This window comes from Enterococcus sp. 2G9_DIV0600 (assembly GCF_002140615.1).
Taxonomy (GTDB): Bacteria; Bacillota; Bacilli; order Lactobacillales; family Enterococcaceae; genus Enterococcus_D; species Enterococcus_D innesii.
On the sequence record NZ_NGLL01000001.1, the window covers coordinates 725,514 to 747,238 of the forward strand.

23 protein-coding genes are annotated in these 21,725 nt (G+C 44.3%); 14 read left to right on the forward strand and 9 right to left on the reverse strand.

The window, feature by feature from the left end:
• Positions 1-78 precede the first annotated feature (78 nt).
• Positions 79-1,278 carry an enolase C-terminal domain-like protein gene (locus A5870_RS03490; protein WP_086291831.1) on the reverse strand — a complete coding sequence of 400 codons (1,200 nt, stop codon included), beginning with the start codon at positions 1,276-1,278 and terminating at the stop codon, positions 79-81.
• Between the two features lie 290 nt (positions 1,279-1,568).
• On the opposite strand from A5870_RS03490, the gene A5870_RS03495 reads away from it, so the two are divergent.
• A complete protein-coding gene (locus tag A5870_RS03495) occupies positions 1,569-3,398 on the forward strand; it encodes a glucose PTS transporter subunit IIA (protein ID WP_086291832.1) in 1,830 nt (609 codons plus the stop codon).
• Between the two features lie 52 nt (positions 3,399-3,450).
• Here A5870_RS03495 and A5870_RS03500 read toward each other — a convergent pair whose 3' ends face one another.
• The 3 genes from A5870_RS03500 to A5870_RS03510 form a co-directional block, all read right to left on the reverse strand.
• Positions 3,451-4,221, reverse strand: a complete 771-nt coding sequence (locus A5870_RS03500) for an ABC transporter permease (RefSeq protein WP_005228499.1) — start codon at positions 4,219-4,221, stop codon at positions 3,451-3,453.
• Positions 4,214-5,149 (reverse strand): ABC transporter ATP-binding protein, encoded by a 936-nt coding sequence (locus tag A5870_RS03505; RefSeq protein WP_005234114.1) that lies wholly within the window; start codon positions 5,147-5,149, stop codon positions 4,214-4,216. Before A5870_RS03505 ends, A5870_RS03500 begins: the two co-directional genes overlap by 8 nt.
• A 176-nt stretch (positions 5,150-5,325) precedes the next feature.
• Positions 5,326-5,574 carry a helix-turn-helix domain-containing protein gene (locus A5870_RS03510; RefSeq protein ID WP_077451962.1) on the reverse strand — a complete coding sequence of 83 codons (249 nt, stop codon included), beginning with the start codon at positions 5,572-5,574 and terminating at the stop codon, positions 5,326-5,328.
• Positions 5,575-5,768: 194 nt separating this feature from the next.
• On the opposite strand from A5870_RS03510, the gene A5870_RS03515 reads away from it, so the two are divergent.
• Positions 5,769-6,032, forward strand: a complete 264-nt coding sequence (locus A5870_RS03515; protein WP_005228502.1) for a hypothetical protein — start codon at positions 5,769-5,771, stop codon at positions 6,030-6,032.
• A gap of 13 nt (positions 6,033-6,045) precedes the next feature.
• A complete protein-coding gene (locus tag A5870_RS03520; protein ID WP_086291833.1) occupies positions 6,046-6,963 on the forward strand; it encodes a LacI family DNA-binding transcriptional regulator in 918 nt (305 codons plus the stop codon).
• Positions 6,964-7,022: 59 nt separating this feature from the next.
• Here A5870_RS03520 and A5870_RS03525 read toward each other — a convergent pair whose 3' ends face one another.
• Positions 7,023-7,796, reverse strand: a complete 774-nt coding sequence (locus A5870_RS03525) for a MerR family transcriptional regulator (protein WP_086291834.1) — start codon at positions 7,794-7,796, stop codon at positions 7,023-7,025.
• A 114-nt stretch (positions 7,797-7,910) separates the two neighbouring features.
• Between A5870_RS03525 and A5870_RS03530 the strand changes: the two genes are divergently transcribed.
• The 5 genes from A5870_RS03530 to A5870_RS03550 all read left to right on the forward strand — a co-directional run bounded on the left by A5870_RS03530 (position 7,911) and on the right by A5870_RS03550 (position 13,746).
• On the forward strand, positions 7,911-8,792 hold the full coding sequence (locus A5870_RS03530) for an HAD-IIB family hydrolase (protein ID WP_086291835.1): 882 nt from the start codon (positions 7,911-7,913) through the stop codon (positions 8,790-8,792).
• On the forward strand, positions 8,779-9,135 hold the full coding sequence (locus tag A5870_RS03535) for a DUF1827 family protein (protein WP_077451954.1): 357 nt from the start codon (positions 8,779-8,781) through the stop codon (positions 9,133-9,135). Before A5870_RS03530 ends, A5870_RS03535 begins: the two co-directional genes overlap by 14 nt.
• A gap of 244 nt (positions 9,136-9,379) precedes the next feature.
• Positions 9,380-10,846 carry a nicotinate phosphoribosyltransferase gene (locus A5870_RS03540; RefSeq protein WP_005234120.1) on the forward strand — a complete coding sequence of 489 codons (1,467 nt, stop codon included), beginning with the start codon at positions 9,380-9,382 and terminating at the stop codon, positions 10,844-10,846.
• A 62-nt stretch (positions 10,847-10,908) separates the two neighbouring features.
• Positions 10,909-11,733: an ammonia-dependent NAD(+) synthetase gene (gene nadE / locus A5870_RS03545; protein WP_077451952.1), complete on the forward strand. Its 825-nt coding sequence runs from the start codon at positions 10,909-10,911 to the stop codon at positions 11,731-11,733.
• Positions 11,734-11,925: 192 nt separating this feature from the next.
• Positions 11,926-13,746 (forward strand): LTA synthase family protein, encoded by a 1,821-nt coding sequence (locus A5870_RS03550; protein WP_086291836.1) that lies wholly within the window; start codon positions 11,926-11,928, stop codon positions 13,744-13,746.
• A 67-nt stretch (positions 13,747-13,813) separates the two neighbouring features.
• Here A5870_RS03550 and A5870_RS03555 read toward each other — a convergent pair whose 3' ends face one another.
• Together A5870_RS03555 and nrdI are read right to left on the reverse strand one after the other, a co-directional pair.
• Entirely contained in the window at positions 13,814-15,463 is a 1,650-nt protein-coding gene (locus A5870_RS03555) for a MutS-related protein (RefSeq protein ID WP_086291837.1), read from the reverse strand.
• 41 nt (positions 15,464-15,504) lie between these two features.
• Entirely contained in the window at positions 15,505-15,954 is a 450-nt protein-coding gene (gene nrdI / locus A5870_RS03560) for a class Ib ribonucleoside-diphosphate reductase assembly flavoprotein NrdI (protein WP_086291838.1), read from the reverse strand.
• 135 nt (positions 15,955-16,089) lie between these two features.
• Between nrdI and gloA2 the strand changes: the two genes are divergently transcribed.
• Positions 16,090-16,467 carry an SMU1112c/YaeR family gloxylase I-like metalloprotein gene (gene gloA2, locus A5870_RS03565; protein ID WP_086291839.1) on the forward strand — a complete coding sequence of 126 codons (378 nt, stop codon included), beginning with the start codon at positions 16,090-16,092 and terminating at the stop codon, positions 16,465-16,467.
• Between the two features lie 94 nt (positions 16,468-16,561).
• Entirely contained in the window at positions 16,562-17,128 is a 567-nt protein-coding gene (locus A5870_RS03570) for a GNAT family N-acetyltransferase (protein WP_005234129.1), read from the forward strand.
• A 4-nt stretch (positions 17,129-17,132) separates the two neighbouring features.
• Here A5870_RS03570 and A5870_RS03575 read toward each other — a convergent pair whose 3' ends face one another.
• Positions 17,133-17,654, reverse strand: a complete 522-nt coding sequence (locus A5870_RS03575; protein WP_005228514.1) for an LURP-one-related/scramblase family protein — start codon at positions 17,652-17,654, stop codon at positions 17,133-17,135.
• A gap of 39 nt (positions 17,655-17,693) precedes the next feature.
• Positions 17,694-18,563 carry a Cof-type HAD-IIB family hydrolase gene (locus A5870_RS03580; RefSeq protein WP_077451942.1) on the reverse strand — a complete coding sequence of 290 codons (870 nt, stop codon included), beginning with the start codon at positions 18,561-18,563 and terminating at the stop codon, positions 17,694-17,696.
• Positions 18,564-18,695: 132 nt separating this feature from the next.
• Here A5870_RS03580 and A5870_RS03585 point away from each other — a divergent pair, with 132 nt between their 5' ends.
• The 4 genes from A5870_RS03585 (at position 18,696) to A5870_RS03600 (ending at position 21,715) form a co-directional block, all read left to right on the forward strand.
• Positions 18,696-19,385 (forward strand): uracil-DNA glycosylase, encoded by a 690-nt coding sequence (locus A5870_RS03585; protein WP_077451940.1) that lies wholly within the window; start codon positions 18,696-18,698, stop codon positions 19,383-19,385.
• 141 nt (positions 19,386-19,526) lie between these two features.
• Positions 19,527-20,510 carry a phosphate acetyltransferase gene (pta, locus tag A5870_RS03590; RefSeq protein WP_008380699.1) on the forward strand — a complete coding sequence of 328 codons (984 nt, stop codon included), beginning with the start codon at positions 19,527-19,529 and terminating at the stop codon, positions 20,508-20,510.
• Positions 20,511-20,724: 214 nt separating this feature from the next.
• Positions 20,725-21,198, forward strand: coding sequence for a tRNA (adenosine(37)-N6)-threonylcarbamoyltransferase complex ATPase subunit type 1 TsaE (tsaE, locus tag A5870_RS03595; RefSeq protein WP_077451938.1), 474 nt, complete (start codon positions 20,725-20,727; stop codon positions 21,196-21,198).
• Positions 21,191-21,715: a GNAT family N-acetyltransferase gene (locus A5870_RS03600; protein ID WP_086291840.1), complete on the forward strand. Its 525-nt coding sequence runs from the start codon at positions 21,191-21,193 to the stop codon at positions 21,713-21,715. Before tsaE ends, A5870_RS03600 begins: the two co-directional genes overlap by 8 nt.
• Positions 21,716-21,725: the final 10 nt, after the last annotated feature.

The following is a 21,725-nucleotide window of genomic DNA, read 5'->3' on the forward strand; positions in this document are numbered from 1 at the left end:
GTGCCAGTTGCGTCGTCTTTACCCAGAGAGAACAAAAGACATCCCCTGTCGGTGGACAGGAGATGTCTTTTGTTGTGTTTAAGGAGTGATCAATGTGCCGTCTGGTGTACGGCTCTGGGTCCATTCATGAGGACGGTAAACCACGGGAAATTCCGCAGCTGCTGCTTCATCAAACGTGATCCCGATCCCACTTTTCTCGATGGGATAAAAATAGCCATTTTTTGGTTGCGGACTGCCACCAAAGACCGATTGGGTATTTGCTGGGATCGCAATCGTTTCTTGGATCGCGGCATTGTGGAGATGGATATTTAGATGGGTGTTGACGGCTAAGCCGACAGGGCTGATATCAGACGGTGTGTGCCAAGCGATCCGAATGCCCATCGCATCGCAGAAGTGAGCCAATTTCAATGCTGGCGTGATCCCACCGATTTGTGAGACATGGGCACGCATAAAGTCGATCTGTTGATTTTTGACCAGCTCTTGCCATTCCATCGGATTATTGAACAATTCGCCGGTCGCGATCGGGGTCGCCGACTGGCTGCGGAGTTGCTGCAACCACTTGTTTTGATCCGGCGGCAAAATATCTTCGAGGAAAAAGAGATTAAAAGGTTCCGCGGCTTTTGCAAATTGAATCGCTTGGTTTGGATGCAGCCGTTCATGCACGTCGTGCAGCATTTGGAATTGATTGCCGTATCGTTCTTGGATCGCAGCAAACATCTTCAGTGTCGTATCCATGTAGTCCGTTTGATCAAAATAGGAACCTGCGATGGGCTGATCGGGTGTTTGCAGTTGGCTAGGATTTCCACCATAAAAGCCTAATTGGCAACGGATATAGCGATACCCCTCAGCCAAGAAGCGATCGATTTCTTGGTAAAGGTCTTCGAGATTATCTGCCACGGCATGAGTATAGGCGGGAATCGCCGTACGCGCTTTTCCACCTAACAGTTGATACAATGGCATATCGGCTAATTGTCCCTTGATGTCCCACAAAGCCATGTCAACTCCTGAGATGGCATTGTTGGTGATTGGACCATTCCGCCAGTAAGAATTGACATTCATCACTTGCCAAAGATCTTCGATTTGATTGGCATCGCGGCCAAGTAAGAGGGGGCGTAAATACTCGTCAACGACGGTTTTTACGGCTAGTGGGCGAAACTGGAAGGTTGCGCAACCTAACCCAGATACGCCTTTGTTCGTTTCTACTTTAACGACAACAAGGTTATGGCGATCAGGTTTGATCGCAAAGGCTTTGACGTCGGTGATGATCGTTGGTGTCATTTCATTCACTCCAATTTTTGTCTCTAGTTGCTATAGCCATTGAAACATGCTTGGCAACCGCTGTCAATTTGGTCTAATAAAAACTGGATATACACCATAAAACCAGTCCAATTTTTGAGTGTTTTATAATGAAACGTTGATATATAGCGTTTTTATTCTGTTTTTATCAAAAAAGGACTGGTTTTACAAGTCTGTGTCAGCATGCTACTATGTGTGTGAAAACGGAAACACCTGAAAGGGCGCCCGTCAAAAGGATCAGGACCGTTAGCAAACAACAGGGGGAAAAAAAGATGACCAAAGAAGACATCGTAAAACAGATCATTAAAGATGTTGGCGGATCAGACAATATCAACAATGCATGGCACTGTATGACTCGCTTGCGTTTTGATTTAAAGGATGAGAAAAAAGTCGACTATGCGGCGTTAGAAAAAACACCCAAAGTCGTAGGAACAAAATATCAAAGCAATCAGCTGCAAGTAGTGATAGGAACGGATGTTGCTGATTATTATGCACCTTTAGCCAAAGAATTAGGTCTTGATGAAGCGAACCAAGGGGAAACATCAGAGAAAAAAGGAGCCGTTTCCTTATTTATGGATACCGTTTCTGGCGTTTTTGGTCCGATCGTTCCAGCTATCGCTGGCGCAGGAATGATCAAAGGATTGATGGCTGGATTGGTGGCATTGAATGTCATCTCTAATCAAACAGATACCTATTTAGTGATCGACATGATTGCGAGCGGCGTATTTACATTCTTGCCATTTTTTGTTGCTGCTTCTGCCGCTCGGATTTTTAAAACCAATCAATATTTAGCGATCGCAATCGCGGCAACGCTGCAATTTCCAACGATGACCAATGCGGTAGCCGAAGGGAGCATTTCCGCCTTTCGTTTGTTCGGCGTATTGCCAGTACCCGTCTTTAACTATGCAGGGACAGTGATTCCCATTATCTTTGCCGTGCTGGCGCTCAGTTATATTTACCGTTGGGTCGATAAACTCTTACCACAAGTGCTGCGTACCGTGTTTACACCGACGATTTCGTTGTTTGTCGCTGGTATCTTGACATTAACGGTCATTGGACCAATCAGTATCCATCTAGGAAACTTATTGGCTGCTGGCGTGGCTGGGTTATTCACTATCTCGCCTGTCTTAGCAGGAATCGTGGTAGGGGCGATTCGACCAATCGCAATCTTCACGGGACTGCATCATGCCATGACCCCGATCGCTTTGCAAAACTTTGCCAATCAAGGATATGATATGCTGATGCCAATGATGTTTATGGCAAATATGGCAATCACCGGCGCAACAGCAGCTATTTATTTCAAAGTCAAAACCAAAGAAGAAAAATCGATCATTCTATCGTCGGCTGTTTCTGGCTTGTTAGGGATCACAGAACCTGCGTTATTCGGGATTTTGTCGAAGTATAAAAAAGCCTTTATCGCAGCAACAGTTGGTAGTTCTGTGGCTTCTGCCTTCATCAGTTTCTTCGGTGTTCGTATTTATGGGTACATTCTTTCAAGTATCTTTAGTTTGCCAGCCTATATCGGGGAATACTTTATCTATGCCGTTTTAGGGATCATCTTGGCGATCGGCTTATCTTTTGCCATGAGCTGGTTCTTGGTACCAAATCAAGCAGCAGAAGGCGATCGTTACACCAACGAAGTGGATCTGCATGCCGTGACCCATGGTGAATACGTCCCATTAGAAGATGTACCAGATGAAGTTTTTTCAACGAAAATGATGGGAGAAGGCTATGCCATCGAGTCCCAAGATGGCCAAATCTTTGCACCAGTCAGTGGCGAAGTCACCACTGTGTTCCCTTCAAAACATGCCGTTGGGATCAAAACCCAAAACGGCGTTGAAGTTCTTGTGCATATGGGGATCGATACAGTTTCCCTTGGCGGTCAAGGCTTTGATGTCTTTGTTCAAGCTGGGGAGCAAGTCACTCCGCAAACCAAACTGGCACAAATGGATCTGCCTTATATCAAGCAGCAAGGCAAAGAAACCATGGTGATCGTTTTGATCACCAACATGGATCGCGTGCAGCAATTTTCTGGAAGTACTGATTTAGAAGGCAGACACCAAGCCGGTGCATTACTGGAAAAAGTCGTTTTGAATGCCTAATAAAAGAAAAAAGATGAGCTTCGTTAACGAAGTTCATCTTTTTTCTTTGCAATTAACTACGCAGCCCGCGGCCTTTTTGGATCAAGTACCAGCATACGCTGTATAAGACAACAATGAACAAGACCAAAATACCGATGGATAGGAAAATTGGGACATCGATGGTGCCTAAAAAGCCGTAGCGGAAACCAGAGATCATATACACGATCGGGTTGACTTTGGAGATCGTTTGCCAAATCGGCGGTAGCATGCTGATGGAGTAAAAGACGCCTCCAAGATAGGTCAATGGTTGTAAAACAAAGGTTGGCACGATGGAAACATCGTCAAAGGATTGGGCGAAGATCCCATTTAGCAACCCTGCTAATGAAAATAAGATGGCGGTCATGACTAGGGTTAAGACAACGATGACCCAAGAATACACATGTAATGGCACGAAGAAAAGGGAAATGATGGTCACCAATGTGCCCACCAAGATACTACGGCCAAGTCCGCCAAAGACAAAGCCCCAAATGATGACGTGGGTAGGGACCGGCGCCACTAAGAGTTCCTCAATGTTTTTTTGAAACTTCTGTGAAAAGAAGGAAGAAGACACATTAGAGTAAGAACTAGTGATCGTCGACATCATGATCAGCCCAGGAACGATAAATTCCATATAAGAAAAGCCGCCCATTTCGCCGATGCGGCTGCCGATCATTTTCCCAAAGATAATAAAGTATAAGGAAGTAGTGATGACGGGTGGGACGAGGGTCTGCACCCAAATCCTTAAATAGCGGTTGGTCTCTTTGACCGCTAAACTTTTTAAGGCTGTAAAATAAAGACTAAACATGGTTTTCCTCCGCTTCGTGTGCTTCTTCGGTGATTTTCAAAAATAGTTCTTCCAAGCGATTGGATTTGTTGCGCATGGAGAGGACATTGATCCCTTGCTGGCTGAATTGAGCAAAAAGATCGTTGACGCCTTGGTCTCGAGCGACTTCAACGGCGATGGTCTGTTCATCTTCCATTTGGATCGGATATCCAGTGATCGTTGGTGCTTGTTTGATCGGTGCGATATCAAAAAGAAAGGTTTCAAATTGCAGTTTTGCCAACAAGGACTTCATGCTGGTGTTTTCGATCAGTTCACCAGATTGGATGATCCCGATGTTGCGACAAAGCATTTCCGCCTCTTCTAAATAATGGGTCGTCAAAATGATCGTTGTGCCATTTTGGTTCAGCTCCCGCAAAAAGCTCCACATTTCCCGACGCAATTCGATATCGACACCTGCCGTCGGTTCATCCAAAATCAATAGCCGTGGTTCATGCATCAGGGCACGAGCAATCATCAAACGGCGTTTCATCCCGCCCGACAGCATCCGCGCACGAACATTGCGTTTTTCCCACAAATTCGACTGCTTCAAGTATTTTTCGCTGCGCTTGATGGCTTCGTTGCGGGGGACACCATAATACCCGGCTTGATTGACCACGATCTGCTGGACCGTTTCAAAGGGATTGAAATTGAATTCTTGGGGAACCAAACCAATCTGTTGTTTGACTTGGACCAATTCTTTGTCTAAATCGTAGCCGAAGACTTTGACGCTTCCGGAAGATTTATTGACAAGAGAGGTGATAATGCCGATGGTGGTGGACTTTCCAGCGCCGTTTGGGCCTAACAAGGCATAAAAGTCGCCTTCTTCCACCGTCAAATTTATGCCCCGCAACGCTTCAACGCCGGTAGCATAGACTTTGCGTAAATCGGTTAGTTCTAGTGCATAGGTCATGTTTATTTGAACTCCTTCTATGTATGATGGTTTATTCTATCATTTTTTTTCAAGAAGAACCGCATGATTTGATTTTTTTCATTTGATTAGATAACAATTGTTGCTAATCGATGAAAAGTGGGAAAGAGACAAAAGAAAAAACGACCGTTTGATCGTTTTTTCGATAAAGTCAATTGTTAGCATAAATACCGTTCTGGTCGTTCTGTCTGTCCTAGTAAGTAATCGACAGAGACATTATAGAGGGAAGCTGCGTGTAGCAGCGTCAATACATCGGGTAAGCGATCGCCTGCTTCGTATAAGGTGTAATCGGGGTAAGGCACATCGAGATGCTGGCATACTTCTTTTGGGCTCAATCCGCGTTCTTCTCTTAAAAATTTGAAGCGGCATCGCAAGGTGTCTAATAAAAAAGCTTCTTCTAATGTCACTTTGCGGTCCTCCTTAAAAAAATCGCGCTTCCTTTCGCACTGTTCTCTTTTTATTGTACCAACAAAAGCAAAATATGCGAAGTAATTCACATGAAGGTCGATCGGTTTTTGTTAAAAAGTGAAACAAATGACTTGCTCTGAGACGCGTTTCATACAGTATGCTTGATTCATAAAAAGGAAGGCGGGATGAAAAAATGAATACGTACATGAAGAAAAATGGTGCGGAATGTTGTTATGTGACGTTGGCATTTGATGGACAACAACTGGTATTGACGAAGCCAAAAGGGTTCTTTCAAGAACGGTTAGTAGAAATTCCGGTGGATGAGATCAGTCACTTGACGTGTGATGAACACTTCGGGTCTCAGCGGATCGGATTTATCCATCACAACGATTACTATGAATTTTATACATGTGGGTTAAGTGTGATAGACTATATGAAAGAACAATTATTCGTTTAAGGAGCAGTGAGTCATGGCAAACATTCGGGATATTGCACGCTTGACCGGCTATTCGGTCTCAACGGTTTCACGAGTCATTAACAACAATCCTTATGTCAGTGAAGAAAAGCGTCGTAAGATCCTGGCTGTCATGGAAGAGGTCAACTATATTCCGAATTACACGGCGCGGGCATTAAGTGTCGGCAAAACCAAAAACATCGGCGTGATCCTGCCGTTTGTCAATCATCCCTATTTTGATCGATTATTGAGCGGCATCACGACAGCAGCGTTTGCTCGGGGGTATAAGGTGACGCTTTTAGCCACGAATTATGATCCGCAAGTAGAGGAAGCATATTTGCAAGAATTTGCGGCGAAAAGTTTTGATGCTTTGATCATTACTTCGCGGGCGAATCCGATCGAAACCTTATTGCCTTATCGTTCTTACGGACGCATCGTCTTTTGCGAGAATATCCCGTATTTGACTGACGGCTGCACCTATATCGATCGAGAGGAATCGATCAAAGAAGTCTTTACGTATTTTAAGGAACAAGGTATCCAGAAAATCGGCGTGACATTGGGACGTAGCCGTAAGCTAAGCAGCAATTCAAAAATCACGGTCCGTTTGGCTCATGACTATTTTCCGACCTTTTCCGAAGACTTGATCTTTTGGGATTGTTTGACGGAAGAAGATGGCAAAGAAGCAGCTGCTTATTTTGCAGATAAAGGGGTCGAAGCAATCTTCACCAATGGGGATCATGTTGCTGCTGGGATCCAATCGCAGGCGCCGGGAGAATGGCTTGTGATTGGACGGGACAATTTATACATCAGCGAGCTGCTGCAGCTTTCAACGATCGATCATCACTTGCAAGCTTGCGGGGAGACTGCCGTCCAATTGGCGATAATGGAAAAAAGCGGCAACTATCGCATGCCCTATGAGTTCATCAAACGATAGCATAGACGAAACGATGCGCAAACAAAGCCTCTGAGGGGACGTGCTTGCGCATCGTTTTTTTAATGGGATTCGGTGTAATGGTCAATGATCTGTTTCAACAGCTGCGCGCTGCCGACGCCCGCTTTTTGATCGTAATAGGCGGTAAAACGCTCGTCTTGAACGTACATTTCCCCTAAAGATCGGTGATATTTTGCTGAGTAAAAGGGTGCTGCTTGTTTGAGCCATGCTTGATGTGTAGCAAAAGCCATTTGGGCTTTGTCAGAAGGGATTCGTTTCCCTTCCTTTTCAGTCAATAGCTCTTTTAACAGCTGCAATAAGCGGTTTTCGTTGTCGATCAGTGCTTGATAATCGACTTGGGTCATCTGCTGCCACTTTTGGTTGCTTTTTTCGATGATCTCCTCACCGTAGGCTTCTCGTAACTCGGCACCGTAGTTTGCTTCGTTTTCACGAATTTTTTGTTCCTTAAAATAACTGAATTTCTCTTGATCGGTCATCGTCTTTTCTCCTTCATAATAATCGATTGTTCGCGCTAAGGTGGTCAAAAGACTGTCCAGGGCTGCTCGTTCTTGTAAAAGCTGTTGGTAATGCTGCAACAAGACCGTTTGGATCGATGCTTGCGGCTCATCCAAGACCCCGCGGATCGTTTCTAATGACAGCCCAAAAGACTTAAAATACAAAATCTGCTGTAGGCGATCGACTTCCTGCCTCCCGTAGATACGGTAACCAGCTGAGTTGGTGCGTTGCGGTTGTAACAACTTGATCTGATCATAATACCGCAGGGTACGGCTGCTGACTCCTGACAGTTTGGCTAAGGCACTGATCGTATATTCCATCGGCTTTTCCCTCCTTACACCTGTATCCTAAAGGTTGACGTAACGACAAAGTCAAGAAAATTTTTTTGCGTTTTTTAAAATGTGCTATAATTATAACAAAGAAAGGAAGATAAGATGCAAATAGTTTTTTCTGATATTGATGGGACGTTCCAAGAAATGGGGCACCCGATTCATGAGATCAATAAAGAAGCCATCCGTTGTTTGCAAGCCCAAGGGGATCACTTTGTGTTTGTCACAGGGCGAGGATTTGAGCTTGTTCAAGATATGATGGCGGAAGAAGGCCTTTCCTGCGATGTGATTTTCGGAAACGGCGCCGGTCTGATGGTAAAAGGAGAAGCGCCTGTTTTGACGCATACCTTGCCCTATAAGACCTTGGCGCAAGTGATTGGTATCTTAGAAACAGAAGAGGTTTTTTATTTCTTACATACTGACCATGGCATCATTTCCCCACAAGCGCATTTGTATGAAGCGCAATTTCAAGAAAGCCGCAAGCAGTTACTCGCGGAGTTAGGGGAGCGAGGGCAAATCATCGCTGATTACAAATACGAGTTCTTCTACAACGAATGCCTTCATAAAGACGACGTGTTGCAGTTTATGAAGGAACATCCAGAGATAAAGGTCATCAAAATCGAACTGATGGAAGCGTCAGACGAAAAAAGAGAACGGCTGCGGGCGATGATCCAATCAGAAACGGCAGCGATTTTTCAATCCTTTGTCCAAACACTGGAGATCGTTGATCCATTGGCGACCAAAGGTGCGGCGATCCGTAGCTTTTTAGAAGCTTTTCCCGCTGCCAAAAGCTACGGGATCGGTGATGGTGAAAATGACCTTGCGATGTTTGAAGCGGTGGATGTTTCTTTGGCTGTAGCAAATGCCAGCCCAGCGATCAAAGCAGTTTGTGATCGAACCATTGAGCGCGCGGAAGACGGCGGTGTTGGCCGCTTTATTTTAACAGAATTAGTTTCGAGAGAGGATGTTGTGCATGAAGTTGATTGAAACCCCAGTAAACCAAAATCTAAATATGGAAACTTTTTACCCGAACATCTCCAAGTACCTATTCGACAAAATAGCGATCAAATACTATAAATTGTACTCGCTTGATCGGACGCAGATTCTCTATGTGGATAGTTTTGATACGATTTCTTTAGTATTGATCAACAATAAAAAGAAAATCAGTCGGGAAGAAGTCGACACAGCGATTCATCGTTTGCTGAAGGTCGATCGCAAAGACGTGACCGTCAATGTTAATATTCGTAAAGAAATGGAAGCAAGAGGCATCACCTTTTCTAAACCGAGAAAAGATGTCATTCTTGTTCAATTGCCTGTGAAAGAACACTAGTTGAAAGAAGTTGGGACATGCACGTTGCAATAGTAATCAAACGTTGAACAAAGGGGCGACCTTATACGAGCGCGTAAATAATGCGCAATAAGTAGGAGGTTGACCCATGCTTTGAGCAATTTGTTCTCAGGTGGATTGTCTTGTACTGGCAAAAACCCAACTTTTTTTTGAAAAAAACAAGATTTTCTGTCTTTTGTGTTTTTTTTGCTATAATGAGAAGAAGTAAGCTAGAGGGAGTAAGAACATGCAGAAATTATTTAAAGATGACAGCTTGACGCTACACACCGATCTCTACCAAATCAACATGATGCAAACCTATTGGGAGTTAGGCAGAGCCGATCGTAATGCGGTGTTTGAATGCTATTTCCGTGACATGCCTTTTGAAAACGGCTATGCGATCTTTGCCGGTCTGGAACGATTGATCGATTATTTGAACGATTTATCCTTTTCAGAAACGGATATTGCCTACTTGCGAGAAATCGGCGGCTACCCAGAAGCCTTTTTAGAGTATCTAAAAGAGTTCAAGTTTGCTTGTACCGTTCGTTCAGCGTTAGAAGGCGATTTGGTCTTCAACAATGAACCGATCATTCAAGTAGAAGGGCCGTTGGCACAAGCGCAGCTGATCGAAACGGCGTTACTAAATATGGTCAATTTCCAAACCTTGATCGCCACGAAAGCTGCCCGCATCAAATCCGTGATCGGCACGGATCCCTTGTTGGAATTTGGTTCACGGCGGGCACAAGAATTGGATGCAGCCATTTGGGGGACTCGAGCGGCCTATATTGGCGGAGCGGACGCGACGAGTAATGTGCGAGCAGGGAAGATTTTTGGCATCCCAGCCAGCGGAACCCATGCCCATTCCCTCGTGCAATCCTACGGCAATGACTATGATGCATTTATGGCGTATGCCCAAACCCACAAAGATTGCGTATTCTTAGTCGATACCTATGATACATTGCGTTTAGGTGTGCCAAATGCGATTCGTGTGGCCAAAGAGATGGGGGATAAAATCAATTTCTTAGGTGTGCGGATCGACAGCGGCGATATGGCGTATATCTCGAAAAAAGTCCGTGAACAGCTGGATGAAGCGGGATTCACGGAAGCCAAAGTCTATGCTTCCAATGATCTAGACGAAAATACGATTTTAAGCTTGAAAATGCAAAAGGCGAAAATCGATGTGTGGGGTGTCGGCACCAAGCTGATCACCGCTTACGATCAACCGGCATTAGGCGCGGTTTATAAACTGGTTGCCATCGAAAATGAGCAGGGAGAAATGATCGACACCATCAAATTATCCAGCAATGCCGAAAAGGTTTCGACCCCTGGAAAAAAACAAGTTTGGCGGATCACCCGTAAATCGGACGGCAAGTCCGAAGGCGATTATGTCACGCTATGGGAAGAAAATCCCCAAGCAGCAGACGAACTGTTCATGTTCCATCCTGTTCACACTTTTATCAACAAAACAGTGACGAACTTTGATGCGCGTCCATTGTTGCAAGACATCTTTGTAGATGGCCAGCAAGTGTATCAAGTGCCTGACTTAGAACACGTCAAAGCCTATGCGACGAATTGCTTGGATTCCCTTTGGGATGAGTACAAACGTGATTTGAATCCACAGAAATACCCAGTCGATCTCTCGCAAGAATGCTGGGATCATAAAATGCGCACGATTGAAAAAGTACGCAAACAGACCAATGGCGCGATTTTGTAATCCGCAACTGCGCTGGTCCTAAGATCAGTCAGCTGCTTCAAAAAATAAGAGGAGGCGTTTCTATGACTATGCAACAAGAAATTATCAAAGAATTAGGAGTCTTACCGACCATCGACCCGAAAGAAGAAGTTCGTAAGAGTATTGATTTTTTAAAGGCGTATCTGCAAAAGAATCCGTTCTTGCATACGTTTGTCTTGGGGATCAGTGGTGGACAAGATTCGACGTTAGCCGGCCGAATCGCGCAATTGACGATGGAGGAAATGCGTAGCGAAACCGGGAATCCCAACTATCAGTTCATAGGGGTACGCTTACCTTATGGGGAACAAGCAGATGAAGAAGATGCCAAAAAAGCCATTGAATTTATCAAACCAGATATTGAGCTGCGGGTAAACATCAAAGCCGCCGTCGATGCCCAAGTGCAAGCGGTGGAAGAAGCAGGCTTAGCGGTTTCTGACTTTAATAAAGGCAATATCAAAGCCCGTCAACGGATGATCACACAATATGCCATTGCGGGTGAAAAAGCAGGGGCTGTTCTGGGAACAGATCATGCCGCGGAAAATATCACCGGCTTCTTTACGAAATACGGCGATGGCGGTGCCGATATCTTACCACTGTTTCGTTTGAACAAACGCCAAGGTCGTCAACTCTTGCAATACTTAGGCGCGCCAGAAGCGTTGTATACAAAAGTCCCAACTGCGGACTTGGAAGATGGCAAACCTTTAGTGGCAGATGAAGCAGCTTTAGGAGTGACCTACAACGACATCGATGACTATTTAGAAGGCAAGGAAATTGCGGCTGAAGCCCAACAAACCATTGAAAATTGGTGGAACAAAACGCAACACAAACGCCACTTGCCCGTCACGATTTTTGATGATTTTTGGAAATAAACGAAACCAGTGATTGAGGTCCATTCGGATAGAAAGAAGAGTCTAGGGGGCAAGAAACCTTAGACTCTTTTTTTATGAGGGTTGCTTTCTTTAAAAATAACAAAAGCTTCTTGCCCTGGCTTTACTTTCTTGTCTTGAAAGCATAAAATACGAGGGTACCTAGAACGTGTAGAAAAGGAGGAATGTTCCTTCGTGAAAATAAATAGCCATCCTTATCTGAAGATCGCATTAAAAGGCATCGCCATCGTCCTGTTGATCATTTTCAGTAATTTATATTTGCAATGGTGTCAAAACAATCTTTCCGTTGAATTAGCCTTGAAATTTGCCTTTTCGTGGCATACAGCAAAGTTTTTCTTGGCTTGTGGGGTGCTACTGCTGGTGTATGGGGTGTTTGCCAGTTTGGCAGGTTCAGTACTGATCGGGGGCATCTTTTATAGTGTCGTCATCGGAATCTTAGGGTACGCCAACCATACGAAGATGGTCTATCGCCAAGAACCAATCTATCCTGATGATTTAAAGATGGTCACTCAATTCGACCTTCTACGAACCATGATCGGCAATGGCGCCTTTTTCTTAGCCATCCTCTTTGCTCTGGCGGCGATCGGGGCGATCGGCTGGAGTATCTATCGCAGCCGCAAATTAAACCGGCGTTTACAAGTAATGCGAGGGGCAATGCTGGTCGTATGTTCGCTGGGCTTAGTCTATGTTTCACACTTCAACGACAGCAACAACCTTTTACGCAAAGCCTACAATCAGACCGCACTTTGGATTCCGTATTCACAAAAAATGAACTATTACAATACGGGATTTATCGGTGGGTTTTTGTACAACTTGCGGGTTGATGCCATGACGAAGCCTGAGGGGTATTCCAAAGAAGCGATCCAAGCGATTGCGGACACCTACAATGCACAGGCGGCGGAGAAAAACCAAGACCGTGAAAGTGAAGCACCAAATATCGTTTATGTGATGAGTGAGAGCTTTTCCGACCCGAGCCATTTAAATGGCTTGTCGATCACCGGCGATCCGTTGAAAGACTATTACCACGTCGCCGATCAAACCATCAGTGGAAAAATGCTTTCGCAAAATTATGGGGGCGGTACGGCAAACATCGAATTTGAAGCGTTGACTGGTTTTGCCATGGGCCTATTGAATCCGCAAATGACAACGCCTTACACGATGCTAGTGCCGAAATTGACGCAACTGCCATCCTTGGTTTCTTTCTTGGAACAATCAGGGTATACGGCAACGGCGATCCATCCTTACGATACATCAATGTACAAACGCAAGGATGTCTATGGGGTGATGGGGTTTGAACAGTTTATCGATCAAGATACGATGACCTATACCGACAAAATCGAAAATAATCCTTACATCTCTGATGAGGCGGCCTACAAAGAAGTGCTGGCATTGTTGGAAAACGATCAGCAACCGCAATTTGTCCATTTAGTGACGATGCAGACCCATATGCCGTATGCTGGCAAATACGATACATTGAATTACCAAGCGAGCGGTCCTGGCAATATGGCTTCTTTGGAAAACTACCTGCAGGATATCTCTTATAGCAGTACAGCGTTGAAAAACTTTGTGGCTGAATTAGAGCAGCTGGATCGGCGAACGCTGGTCGTCTTTTGGGGCGATCATTTACCAGGCATTTATGCCGATGAGATCAAGGATCAAAATGAAACGGCTGCCCTGCATGAAACCGAATTTTTGATGGTTGATTCGCAAGGGAATTTTGCGCCAGAAGATGTACCAGTAACAAGTCCTTTTTATTTTGCGCCGAACCTATTAGAAGCCAGTGATCAACCAACCAGCGGGTTTTACCAGTTGTTGTTGGCCTTGCAAGATGAGTTGCCGGCTTTTGAACTGGGTCAATATTATCAAGAGGGACAATGGCAGACGACTCTTGCGTTGGATAAAGAAGCCCAAGAAATCTATGATGCCTACAATTTGATCCAATATGATGTGCTACAAGGAGAGCAATACAGTTTAACGACTGGTTTGTTTGACTAAATGAAACATAAAATAGCGCCTTATCCTGTGACTGACACTGGGATAAGGCGCTTTTGTTTGTGTGAAGTTATAATTCCTGCCATTTACGATTTTGATCAAAATCATTGGCGGCGTAGTAGGCGTCTTGAACGATCGTTTCAGGGTAGCCCATGACTTTTAAGAGGGCGATCGCGTTGCGGCTCAAGGCAGGACCGGATTTGACCTTGTAATCAAAGGAGATGCCGTCATCTTCCGTGACTTGTTCAGAAAAATGAATGTTGCGGCAATCATTTTTCAAAATTTCAGTCAGCTCAATATCATGGGTAGCGACAAAGGCCAATGATGGGTAGGCTCGCAACCAATGGATGATGCTGGCAGAAGAAGCGATTCGTTCCACCGTATTGGTTCCTTTTAAAATCTCATCAACAAAACAGTAGCAGCGCTGTTTCGTGGCAACGGTATCTAGCAGGCGTTTGATGGATTTGATCTCCGCCACGAAATAGCTGTCGCCTTCAAATAGATCATCTTCGACAGCCATCGAGGTAATAACGTGACCAGGAACCATCGTAAAGGTTTCAGCTACTGCTGTCTGGATGGTTTGTGCCAAAATACAGTTGATGGCGACACTTTTGACATATGTCGATTTGCCTGAGGCATTAGAGCCAGTTACAAGGGTATTGTGGTTCCAAGTGACATCATTCATGACTGCTTCACTCAGAAGGGGATGATACGTACCCGTTGCTTCTACACCTCCGCTTGTTTGGAAGGTCGGTAGGCAAGTGATGGGCATATACGTGCGAAAATTTAAAATGGCGGCTGCGACTTCCAATTTTCCCAGCAAATTCCACAGATCGATGGCTGCTTGTTGGTGTTTGGACAGAGTAGTGGTGACCGTTTGATAGGAAATAAACGGCAGCATAAAAATGATATTGATGTATTCAAACAACATGTCTCCTTCGCTGCCGTTTTTGGCACGAAACGAGAAAGCGAAACGAGTAATCTTCTTTAATGGTGCCAAGGATTGTTTGATCTCATCTTGGAGGGGTGTGTTGATTTTAGCAATCTGACTGCCACAGGCAATCGTTTGAACCAAATAGCGCATGCTGTTCAATTCTGTTTCCAGCTTGGCTTTTTTGATGGAGTAATAGATCGTATTGAAAACGACACTAACCAACGTCAACAGGATGCCTTGGACAAACCCCAGCAGGAGCAGCAAGATGCCGACTAATGGCAGCACACCTAAAAAGACAAAGAAAGGCAGAGAACCGATGGATTGCGCCGCTTCATTGGCTAAGTAGGCTTTCGAAAAATTATCATCTTGTTTTCCTAAACGAGCAAACGTATATTGGGATTGTTCGCGTGCGGCACTGTCAGCAGCAAAAAAGTCGATCAATTTGGTCAGCTGTTTGTCCGTTTTGAAACGAAAATTGCGTAACTGCTGATACAACGCTTCTGAACCGACACTGGAAAACGTCAGATTAATGGACTCAAACAACGAAAAGCCATCTAAGTCATACCAAGTGATGTCATCGACCTCACTATCAAAATCGTGAAACTTCTTCTCAGTCAGCCAAGCCTTTTTCAAACTCGCTTCTTTATCAAAGCGGGGCTGACGGGGAAGCTTTCCCCAAGCAAGCCGAACATAACGGCGTACTTTGTACCGATTCCAGATATCTAGTGCGGTCAAGATGAGAATGCTGGCGAGTATGATCAAAATGACCATCGTTTGTGGTTCCATATGCAAAAGTCCTCCTAATGGCTAATGAATGCTGGCTAAAGCTAAGTGTTGCTGTGGGCAGGATCGATTTCTTTCAAACAAGCATAGATCCTTTCAATATCTTGGGTCGTGCCTCGCAGCTCGAAATCTGCTAAGAACGGGATCGAAAATTGCTCCGCATATTGCTTTGCGGTCAAACAATATTGATAATTGAAGTTTTTGTTGCCGCTGCCGATCACGCCCAAGCAAAGAGCGACGTTGTTTTCATAGTCAATGTATTCCCGCATGGTTTCTGTGAGGATCTCCTGATCGCCGTTATCGACGCCATTTCCACCTTCTAAATAGGTAGGGACAAAAACCACATAAGGTTCGTCTTCTTGTTCAAAGATACTATTGTCATGAATTTCTTTGGCTTCCCAAGTACTCGGGGTATCTTGCTGATCCGCATAGGCCAACAAGCGGTTGACGAATGCACGGGTATTTCCAGAGATTGAAATATAGAGTAGTTTCATTTTTTCATCACCTTCCGCTTTCTAGTATAACAGAAACCATTTATGAAAAGAGGAGAACTTCGGCAGTCTTTTCTAGTAAAATGCAGCCAAAGGCTTTAAACTGAGAGAGGAGTCCAATACAAAGGAGTGGCAATAATGTTTTCAAAAATGCATCATGTGGCGATCATCGCCAGTGATTACCAGCAGACCAAAGAATTTTATGTAGAGAAATTAGGCTTTGAAGTGATTCGTGAACACGCACGCCCAGAAAAGAAAGATGTAAAAATCGACTTGCGCTTTGGGGAATCAGAAATAGAACTGTTTGTGGTGGAAAACCCACCAACACGACCAAGTTTTCCCGAAGCAGCCGGCCTGCGGCATTTAGCCTTTGCGGTGGAAAATATTGAAGCAGTCGTAGCGGAGTTAGCCGCTAAAGGGATTGTGTGCGAACCGATTCGTTTTGATACCTTTACCAATAAGAAAATGACTTTTTTCCAAGATCCAGACGGCTTGCCCTTGGAATTGCATGAATAAATAGAGGGAACTTCAGGTAGGACATTTTTTTGATTCAACTTGGTTTTTCTTAAAAGAATTGTTATTCTATGTATAGAAGCAAGGAGGAAAAAACGTGATAAGATTTGCAAAAGAAGAAGATCGTTTTGTCATGGCTGAACTCGTTTTAGTCATTTTAAAGGACATGGAATTGCCGTTTGTCAAAGAGATCGGAGAAGCCAAGACCTTAGAAATCTTGGCAGATGCCATGCTAGAACCCGATTATCGTTACGGCTTTCGCCGTGCGCTAGTCAATGAGATCGACGGAGAAGTTGCTGGGGTCGCCTTTGGATACCCAGACAAAGAAGAGGCGACGATCGATCAGCCTCTAGATAAAGTGCTGGAACAGTACGGTTTGAGTAAAGACATGAAGCTGTTTATCGATGAAGAGACTTTACCAAATGAATGGTACTTAGATACCATTTGTGTGGCTGAGAAATTTCGGGGCAAAGGTGTCGGCTCAGCCTTATTAGAAGCATTGCCAAAAATTGCTTCTAGAGATGGCTATGAGGTGATCGGCTTGAGTGTTGACCGAGCAAATCCCCATGCGAAGCGGCTCTATGAAAAGCACGGCTTTGAAGTCGTGGCCCAAAGAGAAATCAGTGGCCACCTTTACGACCATATGCAAAAAAGAACCAGCTGATTTTTCAGCTGGTTCCATTTGTTAGTCGAAGCTCAAGAGGATGGTCTTTTTTGCGGTGCCGATTGTACAGCCAGTAATCCATGACGGCCGCAATACAGATGCAGACCGGCGCATCCCGGTCATCGACAACATCCAGTACATAATAATCCCCCGTCAACAAGGTCGCTTTGTCCATCTCCATAATCTTTTTATTGAAATGATGGATCCCATAGCGATGATTGTAGATATCGCCGTGGACTGCCCAGTGAAGCTGCTGGATATAGTAGAAATCTCCTGGCCAGTTAAAGATTTTTTGCAGTGTACCGACTTTCTCAAAGTCTTTGTAGATCTCAAAGCGTGTACCAAAAGTAAAGCTGATTTGTTTGATACTAGCGACCATTTGCCCATTTAAACGGTAAAGGGAGAGGGCATCGCCCTTTGTTCCCCAACGTCCCACCATCAAAAATAGTGATTTGCCTGTTTCATCTTTGACAATGGTTCGTGTGACTCTGCTAAGTTGCCTATCTTGGATGAAAAATTCTGACATACTTACGCCTCCTCATGTATCCCCAAAAAGCTGCGTGGTTTAAAGATTTTCATCAATTGCCCGAACGATTGCTTTGCCGACACCAGCCTCAATATTGGTGTCCGTCAAATACTTCGCGGCTTCTTTTACCTCTAACTCGCCATTTCCCATTGCAAAACTAACGCCTGCCAGTTGCAGCATACTTACGTCATTTAAGTTGTCACCGATCGTCATCACTTCCGCCAGTGAGATCATTCGATCTTTGGCGACATGTGCCACTGCGATTCCTTTTTGCGCGTTTCGGTGGTTGATCTCAATATTGTTTTGTCCAGAAGAAGTCACCACTAGATCGCCGTACCCATCGATGATTTTCGTGATAGGACCCAATACCCGGGCACCGTCTTGGTGGAAGCAGATCACTTTCAAAAATTCTAATTCTTCGATCGAAAACAACTCACTGAAATCATCGACATAATTGATCGGTAAAAATTCTAAACGGGCAGCTGTCATAGCAATCGCCATCTTATGAGTGAGATGGGGCATTGCTTCTGCCGTATGGATCGCAAAATTTTCGATCCGACGTGTCTGACTTTCCGAGTAGATCCCATTGCTCGTTGAGATCTCAAAATAGATGTCGTTTTCTTTTAGTAGGTCGATCAACGAACGAGTTTGTTCATGGCTGATCGGCACAGTAAATAATGAATTACCCGCTTCGTCATAGACTTGGGCCCCATTCAAGGTGATCATTGCACAGTCGATCCCGGCTTCTTGCAGCGGCGGCAATGCCTCTTTACGGTTACGGCCAGTTGCGACCATAAATTCGATTCCTTTGGATTGGGCATACTTGATTGCTTGGATATTTTCTTCTGAAATCTGCATACTGGCATTTAAAAGCGTACCATCCATATCAGAAGCAATTAATTTGATCATTGTCAGCGTCCTTTCTTAATCGTTTCTACAAATAGTGTACCATAAATCACGGATTTTTTTTCTTTCGAAGAGTAATTCTTGTTTCTAAGGGGAGGGATTTGTTATCCTAGAAGAAAACAAAGGAGATTCGCCATGAAACGACTATTGGACAATGATTGGCAAGAACAATTGCAAGAATCATTTGAGCAACCCTATTACCAACAACTACGGGCTTTCTTGAAACAAGAATATGCCCAGCAAACGATCCATCCAGCGATGGATCATATTTATGAAGCACTTAAACTGACGCCATACCATGACGTAAAAGTCGTCATCTTAGGTCAAGATCCTTATCATGGCCCGCACCAAGCCCACGGACTGTCGTTTTCCGTGCAGCCGGGGGTTAAAATACCGCCTTCCTTACGCAATATTTACAAGGAATTAGCCGATGACTTAGGGATTGCACCTGTGTCCCATGGCTATCTTGTGCCATGGGCGCAACAAGGGGTCTTATTGTTGAATACCGTATTGACGGTACGTGAAGGGCAAGCCTATTCACATCATGGACGTGGCTGGGAGCAGCTGACAGATACGATTATCGAAAAATTGAATCAACGAGAAGAACCGGTCATTTTTGTACTTTGGGGCAAACCCGCCCAAAAAAAAGCCGCTTTGTTAGATACCAGCAAGCATATTATTATAACAGCGCCTCATCCAAGTCCGTTATCAGCGCATCGAGGATTCTTTGGTTCGAAGCCTTTTTCTAAGATCAATCAAGCATTGCTGGCGTTAGGGGAAGAACCGATTTCCTGGGCGTTGCCAGAAAAAATAACACAGTTGTAAAACTGTGTTATTTAGAATGAGTGAATTTGTGAAAAAGGTAACGATATTTAAAATAATCGACTAATACAGGATTTTTATCTGTTCTTTTTTTCGCAGTTATTGTACAATGGAAGGGTATAAAAAAACTGGAGGTCTTTACCCGTGGAATTATTCGAAAGTTTAAAATTTAAAATCGTGCGTCGTCATATCAAAATCGTTTTTCCAGAAGCAACAGATCCTCGTATCCTAGGTGCTGCTAGCCGTTTACGTTCAGAAGAATTGATTGAACCCGTTTTGATCGGTAACCCGGTTGAAATCGAAAAAGCAGCAGAAGCTCGCGGAATCAACGTATCAAACTTTGAAATTTTAGATCCTGAAAATTATGATCGTTGGGATGAAATGGTTGAAGCTTTTGTGGAACGCCGCAACGGCAAAGCAACGAAAGAACAAGCAGAAGAAATCTTAAAAGATGTCAACTATTTCGGTACGATGTTGACTTACATGGGCATTACTGAAGGAATGGTTTCAGGAGCGATCCATTCTACGGGTGATACAGTAAGACCCGCTTTACAAATCATCAAAACAAAACCAGGTGTGAGCCGTACAAGTGGTGCTTTCTTAATGGTTCGTGGTCGTGACCAAGAAAAATACTTGTTCTCAGACTGTGCCATCAATGTAAACCCAAATGCACAAGAATTAGCAGAAATCGCTGTTGACTCAGCGAAAACCGCTGAATTATTTGAAATCGATCCAAAAGTTGCTATGTTAAGCTTCTCAACGAAAGGTTCTGCGAAAGCACCAGAAGTAGATAAAGTCGTTGAAGCAACAAAAATCGCCAAAGAATTGGCACCAGAATACCAAATCGATGGAGAATTGCAATTCGATGCTGCGTATATCTCAGCAGTTGCGCAATTGAAAGCTCCTGAATCTGAAGTAGCTGGTAAAGCAACCGTCTTTGTTTTCCCAGATTTACAATCAGGAAACATTGGTTACAAGATCGCCCAACGTTTCGGTAACTTTGAAGCGATTGGACCAATCTTACAAGGATTGAACAAACCAATCTCTGATTTGTCTCGTGGTTCAAATGAAGAAGATGTCTACAAATTATCAATCATTACTGCGGCACAAACATTAATGGAAAAATAAGCAGCCAATCGCTACACTGATGAAAAACTGATCCCTTGAGGGTCAGTTTTTTGTTTTGCTTTTGGAAAGTTGAGGGCAGCAAAGGAGGAAGTGAGCGCAAAAGAAACGATCCAGTGATCGTCGGGAAATTTTCCCTAAGCTCCTTCTTTACAATTCCTTGAAAAACAGGCTATACTAGCAACTAGTAAATTAGATTGATCAAAGGATGGGGACTATGTTTACCATTAACGACTTAGAAGCAACCGCAGCATTTGCAAAAATCATTGGAGAAGTAGCCGAGCCAGGGGATAATCTGGTATTGACGGGCGACTTAGGTGCTGGCAAAACAACCATGACGAAAGGCATCGCCTTGGGGCTAGGAATCGAGCAACTGATCAAAAGTCCGACCTATACGATCATTCGTGAATATACCAATGGGCGGATGCCCCTGTACCATATGGATGTCTATCGGGTGGAATACGGTGCAGAAGATTTAGGACTGGATGATTATTTTGAAGGGGATGGCTTGTGTGTGATCGAGTGGGGCAATCTCTTAGAAGCCTCCCTGCCAGAGGATTATTTAGAACTGATTTTGGAAAAAGATGATACAGATGAACAAAAACGTTTTGTGAAATGTCATGCATATGGCACCAAAGCAACCGCCTTTTTGCAACGGATCACAACAAAATGGCAGGCAGCCCATGAGTGAAATCCAATTACAGATCAAAGAAGCCACGGGTGCTGATGCCAAAGCTGTGTTAGCAGTCAGTCAACAGCTAGGAGAAGAAACGGATTTTCTTTTGATGGACGAAAGCGGCTTGGCGTTGCCAGAAGCCTTATTGGCAGAACAGCTGGACGCTATCTATGAACGGGACGACTATTTGCTGTTGTTGGCATTTGATCAAGAACAATTGATCGCCCTGGCATCAGTCAAAGGCCATGAAGAGTGGCAATTAACCCATGTCGGGGAGATCGGTATCTCGATTTTAAAAGACTATTGGGGCTTAGGCTTAGGTTCGCTCCTGATTGAAGAATTACTGGACTGGGTAGTAGAAGTTGGCGAATTGACCCGCATCGAGTTGACCGTTCAAGCGAGAAATTTACGGGCGATCCATCTGTATCAAAAATTTGGTTTTTTAACAGAAGGCTGTATGAAAGAAGCGGTGCAAACCCGCGAGGGGCAAAAAGTTGACGTCTTGATGATGGCACGTCTTTTTGAATCATAAAAAGGAGTGA